Below are 21,906 nucleotides of genomic sequence, written 5' to 3'. Positions count from 1 at the left end.
CCCTTGCGTTTTTATTTCAAATTCTCCTCAAGCATGTCAAAGATATCGCCCATCTCATCCATTTCAAGGTCTCCCGCACTGAAGTCGCTCGGTGTGAATTCCTTGTCCTCTTTTTCCGTACAATGGCGGATGATCAGGAGGAGATTTTCTTTAAACCGCTCCATTTGTGCTTCGACCGTTGCTCTTTCATATTCCTTCTCATTGTAGGAGCAAGAAAGGACAAAACGTCCGTTTCGGATCATGCCGCTGAAGCTTAAAGCGTACAGGGCTTCTGATTCTTCGCTCACTTGGCGTCCCATATCGAAAGCGGACGGTTCAAAGAAATCCGTTTTCACTTCACTGTCGAATTGGCCTAAATAGTTAAAGCTGATTTCCGGTGTGAAGCCTTGCGCTTCCGCTTGTTCTGTAAAGTAGCGGAGAATGCCGTATCCGACGCCTTTATCCGGAACGCGGCGCAGGTTTTCTTTGACTGCTTTGATGACCGCTGAGACATCTGTTTCAGACATGTCGAGCACAACAGGATATTGTGCCGTAAACCAGCCAACCGTTCTGGAGATGTTCACATTCGGGATGATGTCTTCCCGTCCGTGCCCCTCAAGATTGATGCCGATTTTGACACCGTCTGTCCATTCTTTCATCGTTAATCCGAGCGCACTGAGGAGAATATCATTGATCTCGGTTCCATATGGCTGATGAACATCTGTTAAGAGATGTTTAGTGTCTTCTTCATTTAATTCGCAGATGACGGATGATGTATGTTTGACAATCCGCTCCTCTGTTTCATCATCCTTCGGTACAGCAGAAACCTCTTCAGCGTCAATTTGCGCCCAATATTCAGCCTGCTGCAAAAGGTGTGCTGATTGGCTGAATGCCGCCAATTCTTCCGCCCAATCCTTGAAGGAGTTCGTTTTTTGCGGGAAGACGATTTTCTCTTCGTTCTCAGCCTGCACGTAGCCTGATGCAAAGTCCTCAAGTAAAATCCGCCATGATACGCCGTCGACCACGAGATGGTGTACAGCGATGAGCAGGTGATCCCCCGCTTCCGTGCGGTACAGCTCCCCTTTCAGAAGCGGACCGTTTTGCAGGTCGAGACTGCTTTGCAGACTGTCAGCGAGAACCTTAATCTGGTTTTTCAGCATATCTTCATCTGAGCCGTACAGATCAACGATTTCGAAGCTGACCTCGCATTCGTCTATCCGTTTATACGCTTGAATGATGTCGCCGTTTTCTTCACGGTAGACCATGCGCAGCGTGTCATGATGCTCAATCAGTGCCTGCAATGTCTTTTCAACCCGTTCAGGATCGAAACCCTTCGCAGAATGAAGCATGACCGACTGATTCCAGTGGTGTTTGTTCGTGAAATTCTTTTCAAAGAACCAGCGCTGAATCGGCGTCAGGATAACTTCGCCCTCCACCGGGCCTTGGTTTGCCTGTTTGCCTTCGGCACGCTCCACGTATTGTGTCAGTTCTTCAATCGTCGGGTGCTGGAAGAGATCCTTCATTTCCAGCTTCCAGCCGTGCTGGTTCAAGCGGCTCGCCATCTGGATTCCTTTAATAGAATCTCCGCCGAGCGAGAAGAAATTGTCGCCGACACCGACTTCAGAAATACCGAGCACGTCCTGCCAAATGCCGGCAAGCAGCTCTTCCATGTCGGTGGACGGTGCTTTGTATTCTCCGCTTCCTGCTTCGATGTCCGGCTCCGGAAGTGCTTTGCGGTCTACTTTTCCGTTTGCGGTAACCGGAAGCTCGTTTAATGTCACCCAGAACGCCGGGATCATGTAGTCTGGCAGAGTTTCCTTGAGCGCCGACTTCAGCGCTTCTATGTCAGCTGTTTCCGGTGTGACATACGCCGCGATCGCTGTATTGCCGCCTTTATCTTTTACAGCTGTCACTGCCGCATCCTGCACCTCAGAAAGCTGGGCCAGCTGCACTTCAATTTCTGACAGCTCGATTCGGTAGCCGCGGACTTTGACCTGCTGGTCGATCCGGCCGATGTATTCGATGCCGCCGCCCGTCCATTTCACCAAATCGCCTGTTTTGTACATGCGTTCACCCGGGACGAACGGATCGGCGACAAACCGCTTCGCGGTTTCGTCTTCCCTGTTCAGATAGCCGCGCGCCAGTCCGCGTCCCGCCACACAAAGCTCTCCGGCCACGCCCTCCGGCTGAACCTGATGGCTTTCGCTGAGAATGTACACTCTCGTATTGGCGATCGCGCGCCCGATGGAAAGCGAGCCTTCCTCCGGATTGATTTCTGTGCTCGTCGCAACGACCGTGTTTTCGGTCGGCCCGTAGTTGTTGACAATCGTGTACGGCTGCTTAACCGCACGCTTCAGCTTGTCCCCTCCGGTCAAAAGCACGCGGAGTGACGTGTTCTCAAGCTCCATGAACTGTTCCGCCAGCTGTGTCGGCAGGAACGTGATTGTGACGTTATGCGTTTCGAAATAGTCATTCAGGCGGGTGATATCAAGGCGAATCGCTTCATCAATGACATGAAGCTCGGCGCCGATCGTCCAGGTCGGGAACATCTCCCAAATGGAAGCGTCGAACCCGAAGCCCGCGTACTTCGCACTGCGGTCCTCCGCCGTCATGCCGAACGCGTCATGATGCCAGAAGCACAGGTTCACAAGCGCATGGTGCTCGATCATAACACCCTTCGGCTGTCCGGTTGTTCCTGACGTATAAATCATATAAGCAAGGTGATCCGCGGTTGTGTCGGTCTGCGGATTTTCCTCATCGTTTTCATCAAGCGGCAGACTCAGGATCGTGCGGTTGCCGTCAAGAAGAATGACCTCGCCCGTGTAGCTGTCCGGCACTGTGATGCCTTCCTGTTTCAAGAGAAGCGTCGCGCCGCTGTCCTGTAGGATATATTCAATCCGCTGATCCGGATAGTCAGGGTCAATCGGCACAAATGCCGCTCCTGCCTTCAGGACACCGAGCACCGCAGCGGACATTTCAAGCGACGGCTTCGTGAGAATGCCGACGCGCTCATCCGCGCCGATGCCGCAGTCAATCAGAATCCGCGCCAGACGGTTTGCCTTCGCATTCAGCTCACCGTACGTCCATGATTGCCCGTTATACGTAACAGCCGGTTGGTCTTTGTGGCGCTGAGCCGTTTCTTCAAACAGCTGATGAACCGTTTTGTCTGTCGGCACAGGCAGTGTTTTCCCTCTCCATGCCTCCAGAAGCGTTTGTTTTTCTGTTTCGTTGACGAGTGACAGGCCGGAAAGCGGCTGGTTTGGATTTTCCGCCACAGCCCGCAATAATCGCAGGACGTATTCGCTCCATTGCTCAGCAGTTTCTCTTGAGAATAAGTCAGTCGCATATTCCAGCTGCAGACCGATGCCGTTTTCGTCAGCGAAACCGCCTAATGTGAGGTCAAACTTGGATGTTCCTTGATGTGCCTCATAAGGTGAAATCGTGAGATCTTGCAGCTCAAGCTGTTCTTTATCAGGGTTTTCTGTCGTAACCATCACGTTAAACAAAGGATTCCGGCTCATATCCCGAGGGAGGTCTAACTGGTTGACCAAGTCTTCAAACGGATACTCCTGATGCTCAAGTGCTGACAGATTTGTCTCCTTCGCTTGCTCCAGAAGCTCTGCAAACGTCTGCTCTTCCCTTGCTTCCATTCTCAGTGCGAGCGTATTGACGAACATCCCCGGCATGTTTTGCACGTCGGCATTCGTGCGGCCTGCTGTAACCGAGCCGATCACGATATCCCGCTGTCCGGAGATTTTGCTTAAAAAGACATGGAAGACGGTGTGAAGCACCATATGCAAAGTCGTTCCCGTTTCTGCTAGCAGTTTCTCAATCGCCTTTGCCGTTCCGCTTTCCGTACGGAAACGGACGGTATCCCCTTCAAAGCTTTGAACAGGCGGTCGGGTGTAATCGAGCGGAAGGTCAAGCTCCGGCAGTTCGCCTGAGAGAACTGAAAGCCAGTATTGCTCATGCTCCTTCATCCGTTCTTTCTGTCCGGCTTCATTTTGCCAAACAGCGAAATCTTTATAATGAAGCTTCGGCTCCGGAAGCTGTTCGCCTTTATAAAGCAGTGCCAATTCTTTAACAAAAATACCTCTTGATACACCATCCGCGATAATATGATGCATATCCAATAGAAGCAGATGTTTTTGGTCTGCGATTCGGAGTAATGCCGCGCGAATGAGCGGAGCGCCGCTTAAGTCGAATGGCCGGATAAATTCTTTAATCTTCTGTTCCGCCTCGCCCTCTTCTGCATCAAACACGTGAAGATCAATTGAAGCCTCCTCAACAATGCGCTGGACAGGCTCTCCGTCTGCTTCCGGAAATGACGTGCGCAATGATTCATGACGGTTTACGAGCTGGTTGAGTGATTCCCGCAGGCGCGAAATATGAAGCTCGCCTTCCATAAGAAGAACCGATGGCATATTATAGCTGATCGTCTGCCGGTCAAGCTGATTGAGCACGTACATCCGTTTCTGCGCGGATGACAATGGATACACATCCTGTTTGTCAGCAGGCTTCAGCATGTGATAGCCGCCTGATGCTGCCGATTCCTCCATATAAGCCGCCAGCTGGCGTACAGTCGGCTGCTCGAACAGCGCTTTAAGCGGCACGGTTTTCTCCAATTCTGCCTGTATATTGGCGATGAGCATCATTCCTTTTAGTGAATGGCCGCCTAAATCGAAGAAGTTGTCATCGATTCCGATCGCTTCAATGCCGAGTGTTTTCTGCCAGATGCGGCAAAGGCTTTCTTCAAGCGCTGTTTCCGGAGCAGCTGACGCTTCATATCCGGATTGCGCTGCGTTCGGCTTCGGCAATGCGTTTCTGTCGGTTTTCCCATTTGCCGTGAGCGGGATAGCGTCCACCTGCACAAAGAAGGCAGGGATCATATGAGACGGCAGTATTTGTGAAAGCTGTTTCCGGAGCTCTGCTTTTTCAATGGCTTGATCCGACGTATAATACGCGCAAAGCTCCTGAAGCCCGCCCTCAGAAACCGCAAGCACAACCGCTTCCTGAACTTCGCTGAGGCTGAGCATGATCGTTTCAATTTCTTTCGGCTCTATGCGGTAGCCGCGGATTTTCACCTGATCATCAGCCCGGCCGATAAATTCAATCGTGCCGTCAGCCAGTCTCCGGACGACATCTCCGGTCTTGTACATCAGGCTGCCCGGCGCATACGGGTTTTCCACAAATTTCTCGGATGTGAGCTGAGGACGGCTGAGATATCCTCTGGCAAGCCCCTGCCCCGTGATATATAGCTGGCCGCTTGCTCCCGAAGGCACAAGCTTCAATGATTCATTTAAGACAAGTGCGCCGGTATTGGCAATCGGCCGTCCGATTGTCGGCCGTTTCGCGAATGTGTCAGGTTCACTCAGGTCAACCCGTCCGGCAATGGCGCCGATCGTTGCTTCGGTCGGACCGTAGTGATTGATAAATTCGGTATGCTGATATACCTTGCTGAAAGCTAAAACATCAGCCGGAATGATCTTTTCTCCTCCCAACACAATCAAGCGCAGGGATTCAAAGTGCGGCTCCTTTGTAAAGCTGGCTGTGTTCACCATCGTATGGAACAGGGACGGTGTCAGCTTGATATACGTGATGCCGTGCTCCTTGATATAACGGCCAATCTGATCGGGCGCCGTATATGTTTCTTTCGGCACAATGTGAAGCTCACCGCCTGCTTGAAGCACAGGGAAAATGCTTGTATACCCCAAGTCGAATGCGTAAGACGAAAGCAAGACAGACTTATCCGTTTCAGCCAGCCCTGCCTCTTTGCTAAACCAAGAAACATAGTTTGTCAGATTGCGATGCTCAATCTGCACACCCTTCGGCTTCCCGGTCGTGCCGGATGTGTAAATGATATATGCAAGATTCTTAGGCCCAGAAATCGGTTCCGGACGCTCCTTGCTTTCGTTCCGCCAATCCGCTTGATCGATGTTGATGACGGTTCCTTGATATTGCCCTATGGCAGTCATATTTCTTTCATTCACGACTGTAAATCTCGCACCGCTGTCTTCTAATGAATAGCGGATTCGTTCCTCAGGCGTATCTGGATCAATCGGAAGGAAAGCTGCTCCCGCCTTCATGACACCAAGAACAGCTGTCATTAGGTCAGCTGAACGATCCATGACGACGGCTACGATGTCTTCACTTCCTGCCCCGTGCGCGCGCAAATGATGCGCCAGCTGGTTCGCCTGTTCATCGAGTTCACGATAGCTCAGCTGGTTTCCGCCAGAAATCACAGCCGGATGATCAGGTGTTTGCTGCACCTGTTTTTCGAAAAGTGACGCAAACGTGTCATTGCCAGAATGAGTGGTTTGTTTTTTCTCTTCAAGCAAAGCTGCCGTTTCAACTGGTGAAAGAATCTCCAAATCAGACAGCCGTACGTTCGGATTAACCGCAGCTGCTTTGATCAAATTGACGAAGTGGCTGCTCCAGCGGCGGATCGTCTCGTCTTTAAACAAGGCAGTTGCGTAGTCAAAGCTTAAACTGATTTCTTCTTCCCGTTCGACAGCTTCCAAGGACAGATCAAATTTCGCCACGTGATGAAGCATGGAATAGGAAGAAATCTTCAAATCTCCTAATTTCAAAGAAGGAATCTCCATGTTCTGCATGTTGAACATGACGCTGAACAGCGGGCTTCGGCTTGTGTCCCTTGTGAGCGGCAGTTTTTCAATCAGTTCCTCAAGCGGATAGCTTTGGTGCTCGAATGCTTGCAGACTGACCGTTTTGACTTCGTCTAGGAATTGTGCAAAGGTTTTATCCCCCGCAGGCGCTGTCCGTAATGCCACCGTGTTGACAAACATACCCGGCACACCTTGCAGATCAGGATGCGTTCTGCCCGCAGTCGGTGAGCCGACGATGATGTCATCCTGTGACGCGTACTTAGAGAGCAGTACATGAAATGCGGCTAAAAGGAACATGTACATTGTTGTGTCTGTTTCTGACAGCAGCGATTTGATTTGAGCTGTGATTTGTTTATCCAGCCCGAACATGACGCGCTCCCCGGAAAAGCTCCGTTCTGCAGGCCGCGGGAAATCCGCCGGAAGATCAAGAACCGGCAGCTCGCCTTTAAACGTATCCAGCCAGTATGCTTCATCCTTTTGATGATCCGCATGTTCTTTTTGCCAGACAGCGTAATCTTTATAGTGAATCTGCGGGAGCTCCAGATCTGCGCCTTGATAGATTTTGGCGAGATCGCCGATGAGAATGCCTGTCGAGCTGCCGTCTGTAATGATATGGTGCATATCAATGAGCAGCAGATGGCGTTCTTCTTCAAGCTGGATAAGCTTCGAACGGACGAGCGGCGCGCGGTTTAACTCAAACGGCTGAATAAACGATTTGATCAGCTCTTCCGCGTCTTCTTCCCGTCCCTTGGCAGCCTCCAGCTGGAACGATATGTTTTTATGAACGGTCTGTACGACTTCTCCGTCTATCATGTCAAACGACGTACGGAGAATTTCGTGCCGGCTGATTAATTGCTGAATCGCATGTTCAAGCCGGTCTTTGTTTACTTCTCCCTCCAGCAAAAGTACAGCAGGGACGTTGTAGCTTGTGCTTGCTTGTCCAAGCTGATTGAGGATGTACATTCTCCGCTGGGCCGGGGAAACAGGATAATGCTGCTGATAAGGTGCTTGCCTGATCGGTTCAAACGTCTGCTCCTCCTTGCTTTCGCTCTCTTCCAAATACAGTGCCAGTTCTTGAATGGTCGGCTTTTCAAAAAGCACTTTAATCGGTACTTCCTTGTGGAAATGCTCTTGAATTTTCGCAGTCATCATCATGGCTTTCAGAGAATGTCCGCCGATCATAAAGAAGTTATCTGTAACGCCTGCTTTAACGCCGAGTATCCCTTCCCAAATCTTCGCTAATTTCTTTTCACTCTCTGTTTTGGGTGCTGCATATTCAGACTGCACAGCGTCTGATTGAGGCGCAGGCAGTTCTTTTTTATTGATTTTTCCGTTTGGCGTGAGCGGCAGGCTGTCCATCTGGATCAAATGGGCAGGAACCATATAGTCAGGCAATGATTGAGACAGCGTTTTTCTCAGCCCGCTCACAGACACTTCGCGATCCGCTGTAAAGTACGCGCAGATTTCATTTTCATCCGCTTTGTTTTTGCGAATGATCACGGCAGCCTCTGTCACATGTTCGGCCATGTTCAATTTGGTTTCGATCTCCCCAAGCTCAATCCGGAACCCGCGCACCTTCACCTGGTTATCAATTCTTCCTAAAAACTCGATATTCCCGTCCGGAAGCCATCTCGCCAAGTCGCCAGTTCGATACATTTTTTCACCCGGTCTGAATGGATCTTCGAGAAATTGCTTCTTCGTCAGCTCTGGGAGGTTGACGTAGCCCCGTGCCACGCCGCTTCCCCCGACACACAGTTCACCGGGCGCGCCGATGGGCTGCAGGCGCTGCTGCTCATCCATGATGTATGCAGTGGAATTTCCGATTGGCTTCCCGATTGGAATTGAACCGCTGTACTCGCGATCAATCAGAAAGCTTGTAGAAAATGTCGTATTTTCTGTCGGGCCGTACCCGTTCCACAGAGAAAGCGACGGCGATGCCTGTTTCACTTTACTTACAATATGCGGCACGAGCGCGTCTCCGCCGATGATTAAATGGCGCAGTGTGCCGAACATGCCGGCATCCTTTGCAGCCAGCTGGTTGAATAATGGCGAGGTCAGCCACATCGTCGTAATTCTCTGTTCACGGAGGAACGCTGAAAACCGTGTCGCGTCAAGCAGTGTCTCTTTTTTCACCGGATAAAGCGCAGCGCCGTTCAGCAGCGCGCCAAAGACCTCAAATGTACCGGCATCAAAGCTGACAGCTCCCGTTTGCGCCATGCGGTCTTCTTCATGAACAGGAACGTATCCTGCATTTTTAACGAGACGCAGAATGCTTTTATGTTCGATCATGACGCCTTTCGGTTTTCCGGTCGAACCTGACGTGTACATGATGTAAGCCAGGTCAGACGGATCGGCGGGCAGATTCAGATTGTCTGCCGTTTCATTCCCTTCAAAGACGCCTTCCAGCGGGAGAACCGGTACTTGCAGCTGATTTGCCTGTTTTGTATATGCCTCTCCAGCTAAAGCGATCCGAATTGAGCTGTCCTCCGCCATGAAACGGAGCCGATCCTCCGGAAGTGCGGGATCAAGCGGCACATATGCGGCGCCTGCTTTTAAAACAGCCAGCATGGCGGCAACAGTGTCTGCCGAACGGTCATTCATAATGGCTGCTGTTTCACCCTTTTGAAGACCTTGCCCGATGAGCTTTCTCGCCAGGCGGTTCGCTGCTTCGTTCAGCTCGCGGTATGTCAGCTCGGCTCCTTCACATACGAGGGCAGTACTTGCCGGTGTCCGCTTTGCTTGTTCTTCAAATACTTGATGAACAGCCATTCCTTCAGGGAGTTCTGATGAAGTGCTGTTAAAGGTCTCCACAATTTGCCGCTGCTCTTCTTCTCCCACAAGCCCGTGCTCACGCACAAAAGCGTCCGGCCGCTCAACAGCGGCTGTCATCATGCGGGTGAGATGTCCTGCTGTCCGTTCAATAAAAGCAGAATCAAATGCAGCGCTGTTATATTTGATTTTGACGGTCCAGGTTTTACCCGGGTAAACAATGAGGTTGAAATCAAAGCTTGTTTGTTCAAATGCGCTCTCAACCTTAATAGAGAACCCGAGCCGGTCTTCCATGCTGCCGTTTTCAAGCTCTTGATCAAGCGGATAATTTTCAAAAGCGACGAGATGGTTCAAAAGACTGCTGTCCAAGGCTGAACGTTTTTGAATCTCGTAAAGCGGCACGTAATCGTAGCGCTCCGCCTCCACCGCATGCTGCTGAACGTCTGTAAAAATATCAGCGAATGTAGACTGCTGATCAACCTTTACACGCACCGGAATGGTATTGATAAAGAGCCCCGCCATTGTTTCAATTCCGTTGATTTCAGACGGCCGTCCCGATACGACCGTGCCGAAGACAACATCATTCGTAAAGTTATATTTGCTGAGGACGATTCCCCAGATCGCCTGAAACAGGTTAGGCCCCGTCACTTGATGGCGGTTCGCCGTTTGCTGAATGCGTGCAACCAGTTCCTCATCCCATGTAAATGAGTATTCTCTGTTCACATACTCGTCTTTTTTCTCCGGCAAGCGGCCCGGGAGCACGCTTGGCTGTTCAAAATCCGCCAAGCGTTCGCTCCAGTAGTCTTCCGCTTCTTCATTATCCTGTTTTCCAAGCCACTTAATATAGTCGGAATATGGCTTACCCTGCCCGTTTGCAGGTGTGCGGCCTGCTCTGAGCGCTTCGTAGTTTTGGAACAGGCTTTTCATCAGCACGCCCATGCTCCAGCCGTCCATCATAATATGGTGATTGCTCCAGACAAGATACAGCTGATCTGCATCAAGGCGGAAAACTGCCACCTTGAACAAAATGTCTTTGGCCAGGTTAAAGCCTTGGCGCTGAACGTCTTGTTTGTAACGCTCGATGTGGTCTTTCTGGCGATCCTCGTCTGCATGACTGATATCTTCATAGTGCACCTTTGTCTTGCGTTCCGCTAACACAACCTGACGCGGCTTTTGCAGCTGCTGGTGCACAAATACCGTACGGAGAATATCGTATGACCGGATCAGTTCATTGACGCTTTTCTCAAAGATTTCTAGATCAAAAACACCTTGAATGCCAAGCTCTAATTGTGTGAAGTAAGAGGAAGAATGCGGATCAAGCATCGCATGATACAGCATTCCTTCCTGCATCGGTGTAAGTGCATACACCTTTTGAATCGATTTTTTGCTCATATGCCACCTCTATTAAAAAATTTCCATTAATTTATCAAGCTCATCCAGCGTCAAATCGTCGTCGCCAAGGTCACTCGGCGTCAGTTCCGTGCCATCTTGAGATAGGCAATGTTCAATGATTCTAAGAAGATGGGCCTTAAAGCTGTCACTGAATGTCTGTATCGTTTTTTCATGAAATTCGAGAGAGTGATAGGCCAGTGACATCGTCAGTTTTCCGTTTTCAATATATCCGACAACATCAAGCGCGTTCGGTTTTTCCGTTTCCGGGCTTAATGACTGTCCTGACGGCAGCTCTGATCTCGTGAATAAACCTGCATCCGACATTTCATCGAACTGACCTAAATAGTTAAAGCTGACATCCGGCTGAATGGAGAACGCCACACCTTCTTTATGCTCCGGCGCCGTCAAATAGCGCAAAATGCCGTAGCCCACTCCCTTATTCGGGATATGTCTGATGTCTTCTTTCATTTGCTTCAGCTGATAAGCCAGATCATCCGCGTGCTTCATATCCAGCACCATCGGGAACATACTCGTAAACCAGCCGACTGTCCGGGAAATGGTCAGGCCTTCTACTATATCTTCACGTCCATGCCCCTCTAAATGAACACTCACTTGCTCCTGACCTGTCCACTCCTTCATCGCCAATCCGAATGCCGTCAGCAAAATATCATTCATTTCTGTATGATAAGCCTCATGCACCTTGGTGGTAAGCTGTTCTGTCTCTTCAGCAGTCAGCGAAAATTCGATTGTCTTTGTATGTTTCATTCGCTGATCACTAGATTCGCGATCCTTCGGAAGCTTCACCGGGACAGTCTGTTCTTCAAGCTGTTTCCAATACTCTTTTTCTTTCAAAAAGGCCTTAGAATTTGCGAAGTCTTGTAATCTCTCCGCATACTCCGCAAACGAATGGGTTTTCTGCGGAAGAACCGGCTCGTTCCCTTGCTCCAGCTGTGTATAAACCGCGGCGAAATCCTCCAGTAAAATCCGCCACGATATACCGTCAACCACTAAGTGGTGAATCACAAGCAGCAAGTGATCTCCGTCTTCTGCTTGGAACAAGCCTGCTTTTAACAAGCCGCCTTCATTCAAATCGATGCTGCTTTGCAGACGCTCCGCTTCTCTCTCTATGCGGTCTTCATGATCTATAGCCTGCCCCTCAAGCTTGGCGATCTCCAAGTGGACAGACACAGCATCAAGCCCTTTATTAAACTGAACGATCTCCCCTTGTTCCTCGCGGTAGACCATGCGCAGCGTGTCATGATGCTCAATCAGTGCCTGCAATGTCTTTTCAACCCGTTCAGGATCGAAGCCCTTCGCAGAATGAAGCATGACCGACTGATTCCAATGGTGTTTGTTCGTGAAATTCTTTTCAAAGAACCAGCGCTGAATCGGCGTCAGGATAACTTCGCCCTCCACCGGGCCTTGGTCTGCCTGTTTGCCTTCGGCACGCTCCACATATTGTGTCAGTTCTTCAATCGTCGGGTGCTGGAAGAGATCCTTCATTTCCAGCTTCCAGCCGTGCTGGTTCAAGCGGCTCGCCATCTGGATTCCTTTAATAGAATCTCCGCCGAGCGAGAAGAAATTGTCACCGACACCGACTTCAGAAATACCGAGCACGTCCTGCCAAATGCCGGCAAGCAGCTCTTCCATGTCGGTGGACGGCGCTTTGTATTCTCCGCCCCCTGCTTCGATGTCCGGCTCCGGCAGCGCTTTGCGGTCTACTTTGCCGTTTGCGGTAACCGGAAGCTCGTTTAATGTCACCCAGAACGCCGGGATCATGTAGTCCGGCAGGGTATCCTTGAGCGCTGACTTCAGCGCTTCTATGTCAGCTGTTTCCGGTGTGACATACGCCGCGATCGCTGTATTGCCGCCTTTATCTTTTACAGCTGTCACTGCCGCATCCTGCACCTCAGAAAGCTGGGCCAGCTGCACTTCAATTTCTGACAGCTCAATTCGGTAGCCGCGGACTTTGACCTGCTGGTCGATACGGCCGATGTATTCAATGCCGCCGCCCGTCCATTTCACCAAATCGCCTGTTTTGTACATGCGTTCACCCGGCACAAACGGATCGGCGACAAACCGCTTCGCGGTTTCGTCTTCCCTGTTCAGATAGCCGCGCGCCAGTCCGCGTCCCGCCACACAAAGCTCTCCGGCCACGCCCTCCGGCTGAACCTGATGGCTTTCGCTGAGAATGTACACTCTCGTATTGGCGATGGCCCTTCCGATGGAAAGCGAGCCTTCCTCCGGGTTGATTTCTGTGCTTGTGGCAACGACAGTGTTTTCTGTCGGCCCGTAGTTGTTGACAATCGTGTACGGCTGCTTAACCGCACGCTTCAGCTTGTCCCCTCCGGTCAAAAGCACGCGGAGTGACGTGTTCTCAAGCTCCATGAACTGTTCCGCCAGCTGTGTCGGCAGGAACGTGATTGTGACGTTATGCGTTTCGAAATAATTATTCAGGCGGGTGATATCAAGGCGGATCGCTTCATCAATGACATGAAGCTCGGCGCCGATCGTCCAGGTCGGGAACATCTCCCAAATGGAAGCGTCGAACCCGAAGCCCGCGTACTTCGCACTGCGGTCCTCCGCCGTCATGCCGAACGCGTCATGATGCCAGAAGCACAGGTTCACAAGCGCATGGTGCTCGATCATAACACCCTTCGGCTGTCCGGTCGTTCCTGACGTATAAATCATATAAGCAAGGTGATCCGCGGTTGTGTCGGTCTGCGGATTTTCCTCATCGTTTTCGTCAAGCGGCAGACTCAGGATCGTGCGGTTGCCGTCAAGAAGAATGACCTCGCCCGTGTAGCTGTCCGGCACTGTGATGCCTTCCTGTTTCAAGAGAAGCGTCGCGCCGCTGTCCTGTAGGATATATTCAATCCGCTGATCCGGATAGTCAGGATCAATCGGCACAAATGCCGCTCCCGCCTTTAAGACGCCGAGCACCGCAGCGGACATTTCAAGCGACGGCTTCGTGAGAATGCCGACGCGCTCATCCGCGCCGATGCCGCAGTCAATCAGAATCCGCGCCAGACGGTTCGCCTTCGCATTCAGCTCACCGTACGTCCATGACTGCCCGTTATACGTAACAGCCGGTTGGTCTTTGTGGCGCTGAGCCGTTTCTTCAAACAGCTGATGAACCGTTTTGTCTGTCGGCACAGGCAGTGTTTTCCCTCTCCATGCCTCCAAGAGCGTTTGTTTTTCTGTTTCGTTGACGAGTGACAGGCCGGAAAGCGGCTGGTTTGGATTTTCTGTTACTGCTCCTAAAAGCTGAATCCAGTATTGCTTCCATCGTTCAATCGTTTCCGTTGTAAACAGCGCCGTATTGTATTCAAGAACAAATGTGAGCCCCTCGCCGGTTTCGTCAGCTGTCAGCGTGATATCAAACTTGGCCGTTTTCCGCTCAAACGGATGCGGTTCAAGCTCGACCCCTTTCATCGTTAAATCTTTAATGTTCGCATTTTGCATAGAAAATACTGCGTCAAATAAAGGGTTTCTGCTTGTGTCACGGTGAACCTGAACTTTTCCGATCAGTTCCTCAAGCGGGTAATCCTGCGCTTCAAATGCGCTAAGTGCTGTTTCTTTCACTTCGCCAAGATAATCCGCAAACGTCTTATCGCCCTTCGGATACGTGCGCAGCGCCAGCGTATTGACAAACATGCCGATGACGCGGCTGATGTCTGCTTGAGAGCGTCCGGCTACCGGCGAGCCAACAATGATATCGTTTTGCCCGCTCAATTTTGATAAAAACGCACTGTAAGATGCCAGAAGAACCATATACAATGTGGAATCCGTTTCCTTCGCAAGCCTGCGAAGAGCATCTGCTTTTCTTGCATCTAATGAAAATGCAATCCGGTCTCCCTCAAACGTTTGAACCGCAGGACGGCTGTAATCAGTTGGAAGAGTCAGCACCGGCAGCTCTCCTTCAAGCTCCTTCAGCCAATGCTCCTCTTGCTTCCGGTAAAGCTCGGACTGAATAAACTGCTGCTGCCACACGGCATAATCCTTATATTGAATATGAAGCGGCTCAAGGCTTTCTCCGTCGTACAGCTTCGAGAGTTCATCAATCAGCACGCCGACAGACGCTCCGTCAGAAATAATATGGTGCATATCAAACAGCAGCAGATGCTCAGTTTCTGAAAGCTTGATCAGCCCCATTCTGAACAGCGGCAGCCGGTCAAGTGTGAACGGACGGATAAACTCAGAAACGAGCCGCTCGGTCTCTTCTTCTGGAGCTTCGAAATATGCCATATCAAACGCTGCTTCATCCCAGATTCGCTGCACCGTTTCTCCGTCTTTTATTTCAAAGGTTGTTCGGAAGGCTTCATGGCGCTCCATTAACTGATTCATTACGCATTTGAGCCTTTCAACATCCAGATGACCCTTCAGGCGCAGAACCGACGGCATGTTGTAGCTTGTGTCCGCTCCTTCAAGCTGCTGAAGCACGTACATCCGTTTTTGCGGAGAAGAAACAGGATAAGTCTCTTGTTTCTTTGCCGGTCTGATACTGATCGCTGTTCCTTTTTCAGCGGCGGCAATAGCCTGCGCTAAGCTTTCAACGGTCGGTGATTGGAAAAGATCCTTCAGAGAAAGCTCGGCGCCCAGTTCCTGATGAATCAAGGCAAGCATCTTCATGCCCGCTAACGAGTGTCCGCCGATATCAAAGAATTGGTCATAGATGCCGATCTGTTCAACCTGAAGCACCTGTGCCCAAATGTCTGCCACTTTTTGTTCTATTTCATTGCGCGGCGCAACATATGAAACACCATTTGAGATGTTGGCGTCAGGAAGCGGAAGCGCCCGACGGTCGATTTTTCCGTTTCCGGTCAGAGGCAGCTCATCCATTTGGATAAATACCGCAGGAATCATGTAAGCCGGCAGATCCTTTGCCGTATGCTCTCTCAGCTCTTGCGCTGTAATTTCACCCTGTCCGACAAAATACGCGCAAAGCAGTTTGTCTCCCGCACCTTGATCGACGGCAAGCACAACGCTCTCCTGCACACGATCGTGGCTTTGCAGCTGGTGCTCAATTTCTCCGAGCTCAATGCGCTGTCCTCGGATTTTCACCTGGTGGTCGATCCTTCCGATAAATTCGATATCGCCATTCGGCAGCCATCTTGCCAAGTCACCTGTTTTATACATGCGTTCGCCTTTTTTAAACGGATGCGGCACAAATTTCTCCTCAGTCAGTTCAGGTCGGTTGTAATAGCCTTTCACGAGGCCCTCCCCGCTGACACACAGTTCTCCGGCGATGCCGGCAGGCTGAACATGTCCCGCGCGGTCAAGAATGTATACTTCCGTATTGCTGACCGGTTTTCCAATCGGAACGGACATCGTGTGCTCATCCAATTCATCAACCGGATGATACGTCGCGAAAACCGTGCTTTCAGATGGGCCGTACATGTGAAGCAGCTTGCCTTTTCCAACGGTCTGCAGCGCTTTTTTCACATGATCTACAGAAGCCCGTTCTCCTCCAAACATAATCTTGCGCAAAGTCGACAAGCATGTCGGATTCAAGTCCACAAGAAGGTGGAACAGAGCTGTCGTGATCATGAGAATGCTGATGTTCTCCCGCTCAATGACACGAGAAAGACGAGCCATGTCCAGAACTGTTTCTTTCGGAACGATGACAAGCTTCGCGCCGTTTAAAAGAGAACCGAACACATCAAACATAAATGCGTCAAATACATAGTTTGAGAGGCCGAGTATCGTATCCTGTTCCGTAATGCTGAGATAATTCGTCTGCTTAACCGTGCGCATAATATTGGCATGTGTCACGATATTCCCCTTTGGCGTTCCTGTCGTTCCGGATGTATACGTCAGGTTGGCCATAGCCGCCGAATCAAACGGCAGAGCGAGGTTTTGCGCATCGTCGTGATAGCTATCATCCTCATCAGCGAGCGCGATGACGCCTTCGAATTCCGCTTTTTCCGCTAACGCCTTTAATTTCTTCTGGGTGAGAAGCACTTTCGCTCCGCTGTCTTGGAAGAAATGCTGCATCCGCTGAATCGGGTGTTCCGGATCAATCGGTACATAAGCCGAACCGGATTTTAATACCGCCAGGATTGACACAATCATATCCATTGACCGTTCACATAGGACGGCCGCTGTCCTGCTTTCGCCTGCTCCCATTGAAAGAATGCCGCGCGCTAAACGGTTGGCCCGTTCATTCAGCTCACGATATGTGAGCGATTGTCCTTCATATTGAAGTGCCGGACGATCCGGCGTTTTGGCAGCCTGCTCCTCAAACAGCTGAACAATCGTTTTGTCTTTCGGATAAGGCGTTCTTTCCGGGTTAAACTGCTGAACTTGTGAAGCGGCTTCCTCTTTAGATAGAAGATTGTATTCAGAAATTGGTTTCTCAGGCTCAGCCGCTACATCTTCAAGCAACCGCGCAAAATGCGTGAGCAGCCTGTCTGCCGTGCTTCGTTTAAACAGTTTGGTGCTGTAGTCTAAATCAAGATCAATGCCTTGGTCCGTTTCTCTTGCCTGAACCGTTACATCAAATTTGGCAATGTTGAAATTGGTCTCATGAATCGACAATGTCAAATCACCGACAGCCGGAATGCCCGCCGTTGCGTTTTGGAGACTGAACATCGTGTCAAACAATGGATGCCTGCTGATATCACGCGGTATATTCAGGTCTTCAACAAGCCATTCAAATGGATAATCCTGATGAGAAAAAGCATTCAGGACCTGCTGGCGCACACGTGTGAGCAGGCTGTTAAAGGTCTCATCCTGCTTCACCTCGCTGCGAATCGCGAGCGTATTGACGAACATGCCGACAATGCCCTCTGTATCAGAATGATGTCTGCCCGCTGAAGGAGTGCCGACAATGATGTCATCCTGCCCGGTATATTTAGACAGGAGCGTATAGTAGGCTGACAGCATGACCATATAAAGTGTGGCTCCATTTTTTTCAGCTAAACGATACAGGCGATTCTTTAACTCCGCATCCAGCTTGATGGAAACCCGGTCTCCTTCAAAGCTTTGGACAGGCGGTCTCGGATAATCGGATAGAAGCTGAAGCACTGGAAGCTCACCCGCAAAGGCTTCCTTCCAATACGCCTGATCCTCCTGGTATCCTTCAGCAGCCTGCGCGCTTTGCCAGACGGCGTAATCTTTATACTGAAGACGGAGCTCAGGAAGCTGTTCACCGCGGTAAATCTGTGCCAGTTCCTCCAAAATAATGCCGATGGAAACACCGTCAGAAATCAAATGGTGCATATCAAACAGAAGCATATGACGGTTTTCTTCAAGCTCCATCAATCCGATTCTCAACAGCGGCGCTTTCGATAAGTCAAACCGGCGGACAAAAGAAGTCATAACCTCCTCATTTGAGCGGCCGCTTCTTTCAATCATCTCGATGTTGAACTGAACACTGTCATGAATTTGCTGTCTCGGCGTACTGCCTTCAAGCACAAATGACGTCCTCAGCGACTCGTGGCGGCTGATTAATCCGTCAAATGCGCGTTCCAGTTTTAGAATGTCTAAAGGCCCCTCTAAAATAGCTGCCGCCGGCATGTTATATCCGACTCCCGCATCTTCGAATTGGCTGACAATATACGTCCGCTGCTGCGCCAAAGAAAGCGGGTAATGTTCCTGTTTTTCAGCTGGCTCAATTGCCGCAAACGTCCTGCCTTCTTTACACTCGGCCGCCTCAGCAAGAGCGGCGATGGTCGGATGCTCAAACACATATTGCAGCGGGATGTCAGCGCCCGTCTCCTTATGAATCTTTGTTAAAAGCGTCATGGCCTTCAATGAATGACCGCCCGTTTCAAAGAAATTGTCAAAGACCCCGGCTTTCTCAACGTTCAGCACATCCTGCCAAATCTCAGCGATTGCTTTTTCCATTTCGTTTCGAGGTGCGGTATAAGCTGTTCCGCTTACCGCTTTTACCTCAAGCGCAAACAGCTTGCGGCGGTCAACTTTACCGCTTGGTGTGAGCGGGATTTCTGTGATTTCTGTGATGTAAGCCGGCACCATATAGTCAGGAAGCTGTTTTGCCGCGTGTTCCCGCAAACGTGCTGGAGCAAATTCGCTTCCCCCCTTTTGCACAACATACGCACAAACCTCAAGATTCCCTTGGTCGTCAGGCCTCGCCAAGACGACAGCTTTGGCAACATCAGGCGCCTGCTGAAGCACGGCTTCAATTTCTCCAAGCTCAATGCGGTATCCGCGAACTTTGACCTGATCATCTTCTCTTCCTAAATATTCGATCGTTCCATCTGGAAGCCAGCGCACCACATCTCCGGTACGATACATGCTGTCACCGGGCACAAACGGGTCTTGTGAAAATTTCTCAGCTGTCAATTCCGGAAGGTTTAAGTAGCCTCGTCCTACACCGTCACCCGCGATATAAAGCTCGCCCGCCACGCCTTCCGGCTGCAGACGGCCTTTTGGATCCAAAATATACAAGCGGTTATTCCCAAGTGCTTTACCGATTGGCACATACGCTGATTGAACTGAACTGTCCGGGTGGACCGGATGAACGGAAGCATCCACACACGTTTCAGTCGGCCCGTACACATTGGTCAAACGAGGAACGGCACCCGCTTCTTTGAACAATGTCAGAAGCTTGTCCGCCACAACAGAAGAAAGACCTTCCCCGCCAATCAGTAAGTGTTTGAGCTTAAGACCAGTCAAATCTCCCGCAGCAATCAGCATTTGCAGATGGGCCGGTGTTCCGTCCGTCGCCTCAATCCCGTATCTGCGGTAATACTCAGCAAGAGCAGCGCCATTCGTCACCGTGTTCTTCGGTACAATATAAAGGGTCTGTCCCAAAAGGAGCGACGCGAAAATCTGTTTCACTGACGCATCAAAGTGGAACGGCGCAAGCAATGCCATCCGCAGGGTCTGACTCTCACTCTGATAAATGGTCTGCTGCAGAGATTCAACCAAATGATGAACCTGGCGATGCTCGATCATCACTCCTTTTGGACGTCCGGTTGTTCCCGACGTATAAATAATGTAGGCAAGATCACCAGCGTTCAGATTGACATCCGAAATAGCATCTGTACCGCCTGCAATCGCCTGATCAAAGTCAATAAGCTCAGCAGATGCACTTGGAGACGCAACCTTCGATTCAGTCAAGACGAAATCCGCACCGCAGTCCTCCAAAATAAATTGGATGCGCTCTGCCGGAAACTCGGGGTCAATCGGCACATAGGCTCCGCCGGCTTTTAAAATCCCCATAATGGCCGTGATCATTCGTTCAGAACGTCCGAGCAAAACGGCAACCGGGCTGTCTGCACGGACACCCTTATCTTTCAGCACACTGGCAATGCGTGATGATTGTTCATGTAACGTTCGATAGGACAATGCTCGATTTTCAAACACAACCGCAGGCTGATCAGCAAGCGATTCAGCCTTTTCTTGAAACAGCGCCGGAATCGTCATGTTCTTGCGGTAATTGACCGGTTCACCGCCAGCCCGCAATAGCAGCCGCTCTTTCTCCGCCTCAGAAATCAGCGTCAATTCATCAATCGTATGATTCGGGTGCGTAAGTGCGTTCTTAAGCAATGTCATCATGCGTTCACAAACAATTTTGATTTCTTCGCGCGTCATTAAATCAGTACGGTAGTCAAAGTCAATTGTAAGTTTCCCAGTATCCCATCGATCCTTCACATGAATCGAAACATCATTTAATCCGCTTCCGCTGAAAATAGGCTCAGTCAAAAAGGCAAGATTTTCTTCTTTCTGCCACTGCATCACCTGATACTCAAGAGAAACGGTAAACAGCTTTGTCACAGAGCTTTTTGTTTCACGAAGATCATTGATGAGAAGATTATACGGGTACTTTTGATGGCGAAGAGTTTTCATTAAATCCTTCATCCGGTCTTTAACAAAATCAAAAAACGCCTGTCCGCCGTCAATGTTTGCCCGAAGCGGAACCGTAGAAACAAACATGCCGAGCATCTGCTTCTCTTTCGCATTTGTCCGGTTGCCCATAAATGTTCCTGTAACCACATCATTCTGGCCGCTGACTCTGTACAAATAGGCGGCAAGCACCGATTGAAATACCGATAAAACGCTGACCTTGTGCTCCTCACAAAAGGATAAAATTTGCTGATGCAGCGCCTCAGGCACATCTTGAGAGAATCTCTCAGCATCTAAACTTCCGCCTGCAGGGGCATTCCGTTTCAGGGAAACGAGTTCAGGCACCTTTTCGAATTGCTTGTTCCAGAACGCTTTATCTTTTTCAAACCGCTTCGATTGAGCATAGTCCTGTTCAGACAAAACATGATCGATAAATGAATGCGAGATTCCTTTTTTTGTTTCTGATCCGCCTGCTAATTCCAAGTAAATGTGCATAATGGCGTTTCCGAGGATGTTCATGGAGATCCCGTCAGAAATCACATGATGAACATTTGCATAAAACCATACTTCATTTTCTTTGATGGTAAACAGGGAAAAACGGAATAAATCACAATCGTACAGAGGCAGAGGTTTTTTCGTTTCCTCCCGGCCCCATTGTGAAATAGATTCTATCGCATTCGGATCTCCGGTGGTGTCAGTATGTTTTATATCAACAGGCCGATACTCGCTTATATATTGAACGGGCTCTCCATTTTCATCGAGACGCAAACGAAGGCGCATTGCGTCATTTCTGCGGACAAACTCTTGAATCGCTTGCTCCACAAGCTTCCAGTCAATTTTTTCAGTTGAAACCAGCTTACCAATCCCCGCAAGATTTGAAATACTCGTATGAGGATAAAATTTTTCTGTATACCAAATTCGTTTTTGAGCATCCGTTAAAGGATAAAAAGTTATTTCCATATTATCTTACCTCCCCTAATCTTCAATAATCTGTAACATGTGCAGGATTATTTCTATTTCGTATCCTTTGACAGCTTTTGAATCTAATGAACTAACTGCTCAAAAAGCCAAAAGTACTACTTCTCAAAAGCGTTGCATCTAAACAAAAAACACAAAGCGACCTAAAAATAGCCAGCCGTAAGCATTGATTGCGGTGTCAGGCACAGGCAGATAAAGACCGCAAGCCCTCTTGCCCTAAAGTGAAACATTTTTGCCTATTTCTTCATTGTTTTCAATATTTTTAACCTTTCTAACGTTCACTTTAAATGAAAAAAATGTTTTTATCACCGAAAAATGGGTGAAAAGTTTCATGCGGGATACCGAA

Annotated in this window: 2 protein-coding genes; both read right to left on the bottom strand. The window is 49.9% G+C overall.

Annotated features, from left to right (window positions below):
- Nucleotides 1-11: 11 nt before the first annotated feature.
- Entirely contained in the window at nucleotides 12-10,766 is a 10,755-nt protein-coding gene (srfAB, locus tag KXD37_RS24140) for a surfactin non-ribosomal peptide synthetase SrfAB (RefSeq protein ID WP_411910721.1), read from the bottom strand.
- 12 nt (nucleotides 10,767-10,778) lie between these two features.
- On the bottom strand, nucleotides 10,779-21,542 hold the full coding sequence (gene srfAA, locus KXD37_RS16575) for a surfactin non-ribosomal peptide synthetase SrfAA (RefSeq protein WP_263463662.1): 10,764 nt from the start codon (nucleotides 21,540-21,542) through the stop codon (nucleotides 10,779-10,781).
- Nucleotides 21,543-21,906 lie beyond the last annotated feature (364 nt).

The organism is Bacillus sp. XT-2 (assembly GCF_025696525.1).
Lineage (GTDB): Bacteria > Bacillota > Bacilli > Bacillales > Bacillaceae > Bacillus > Bacillus halotolerans.
Note: the sequence above shows the minus strand (reverse complement) of the source record. Positions and strands in the feature narration are given on the sequence as shown.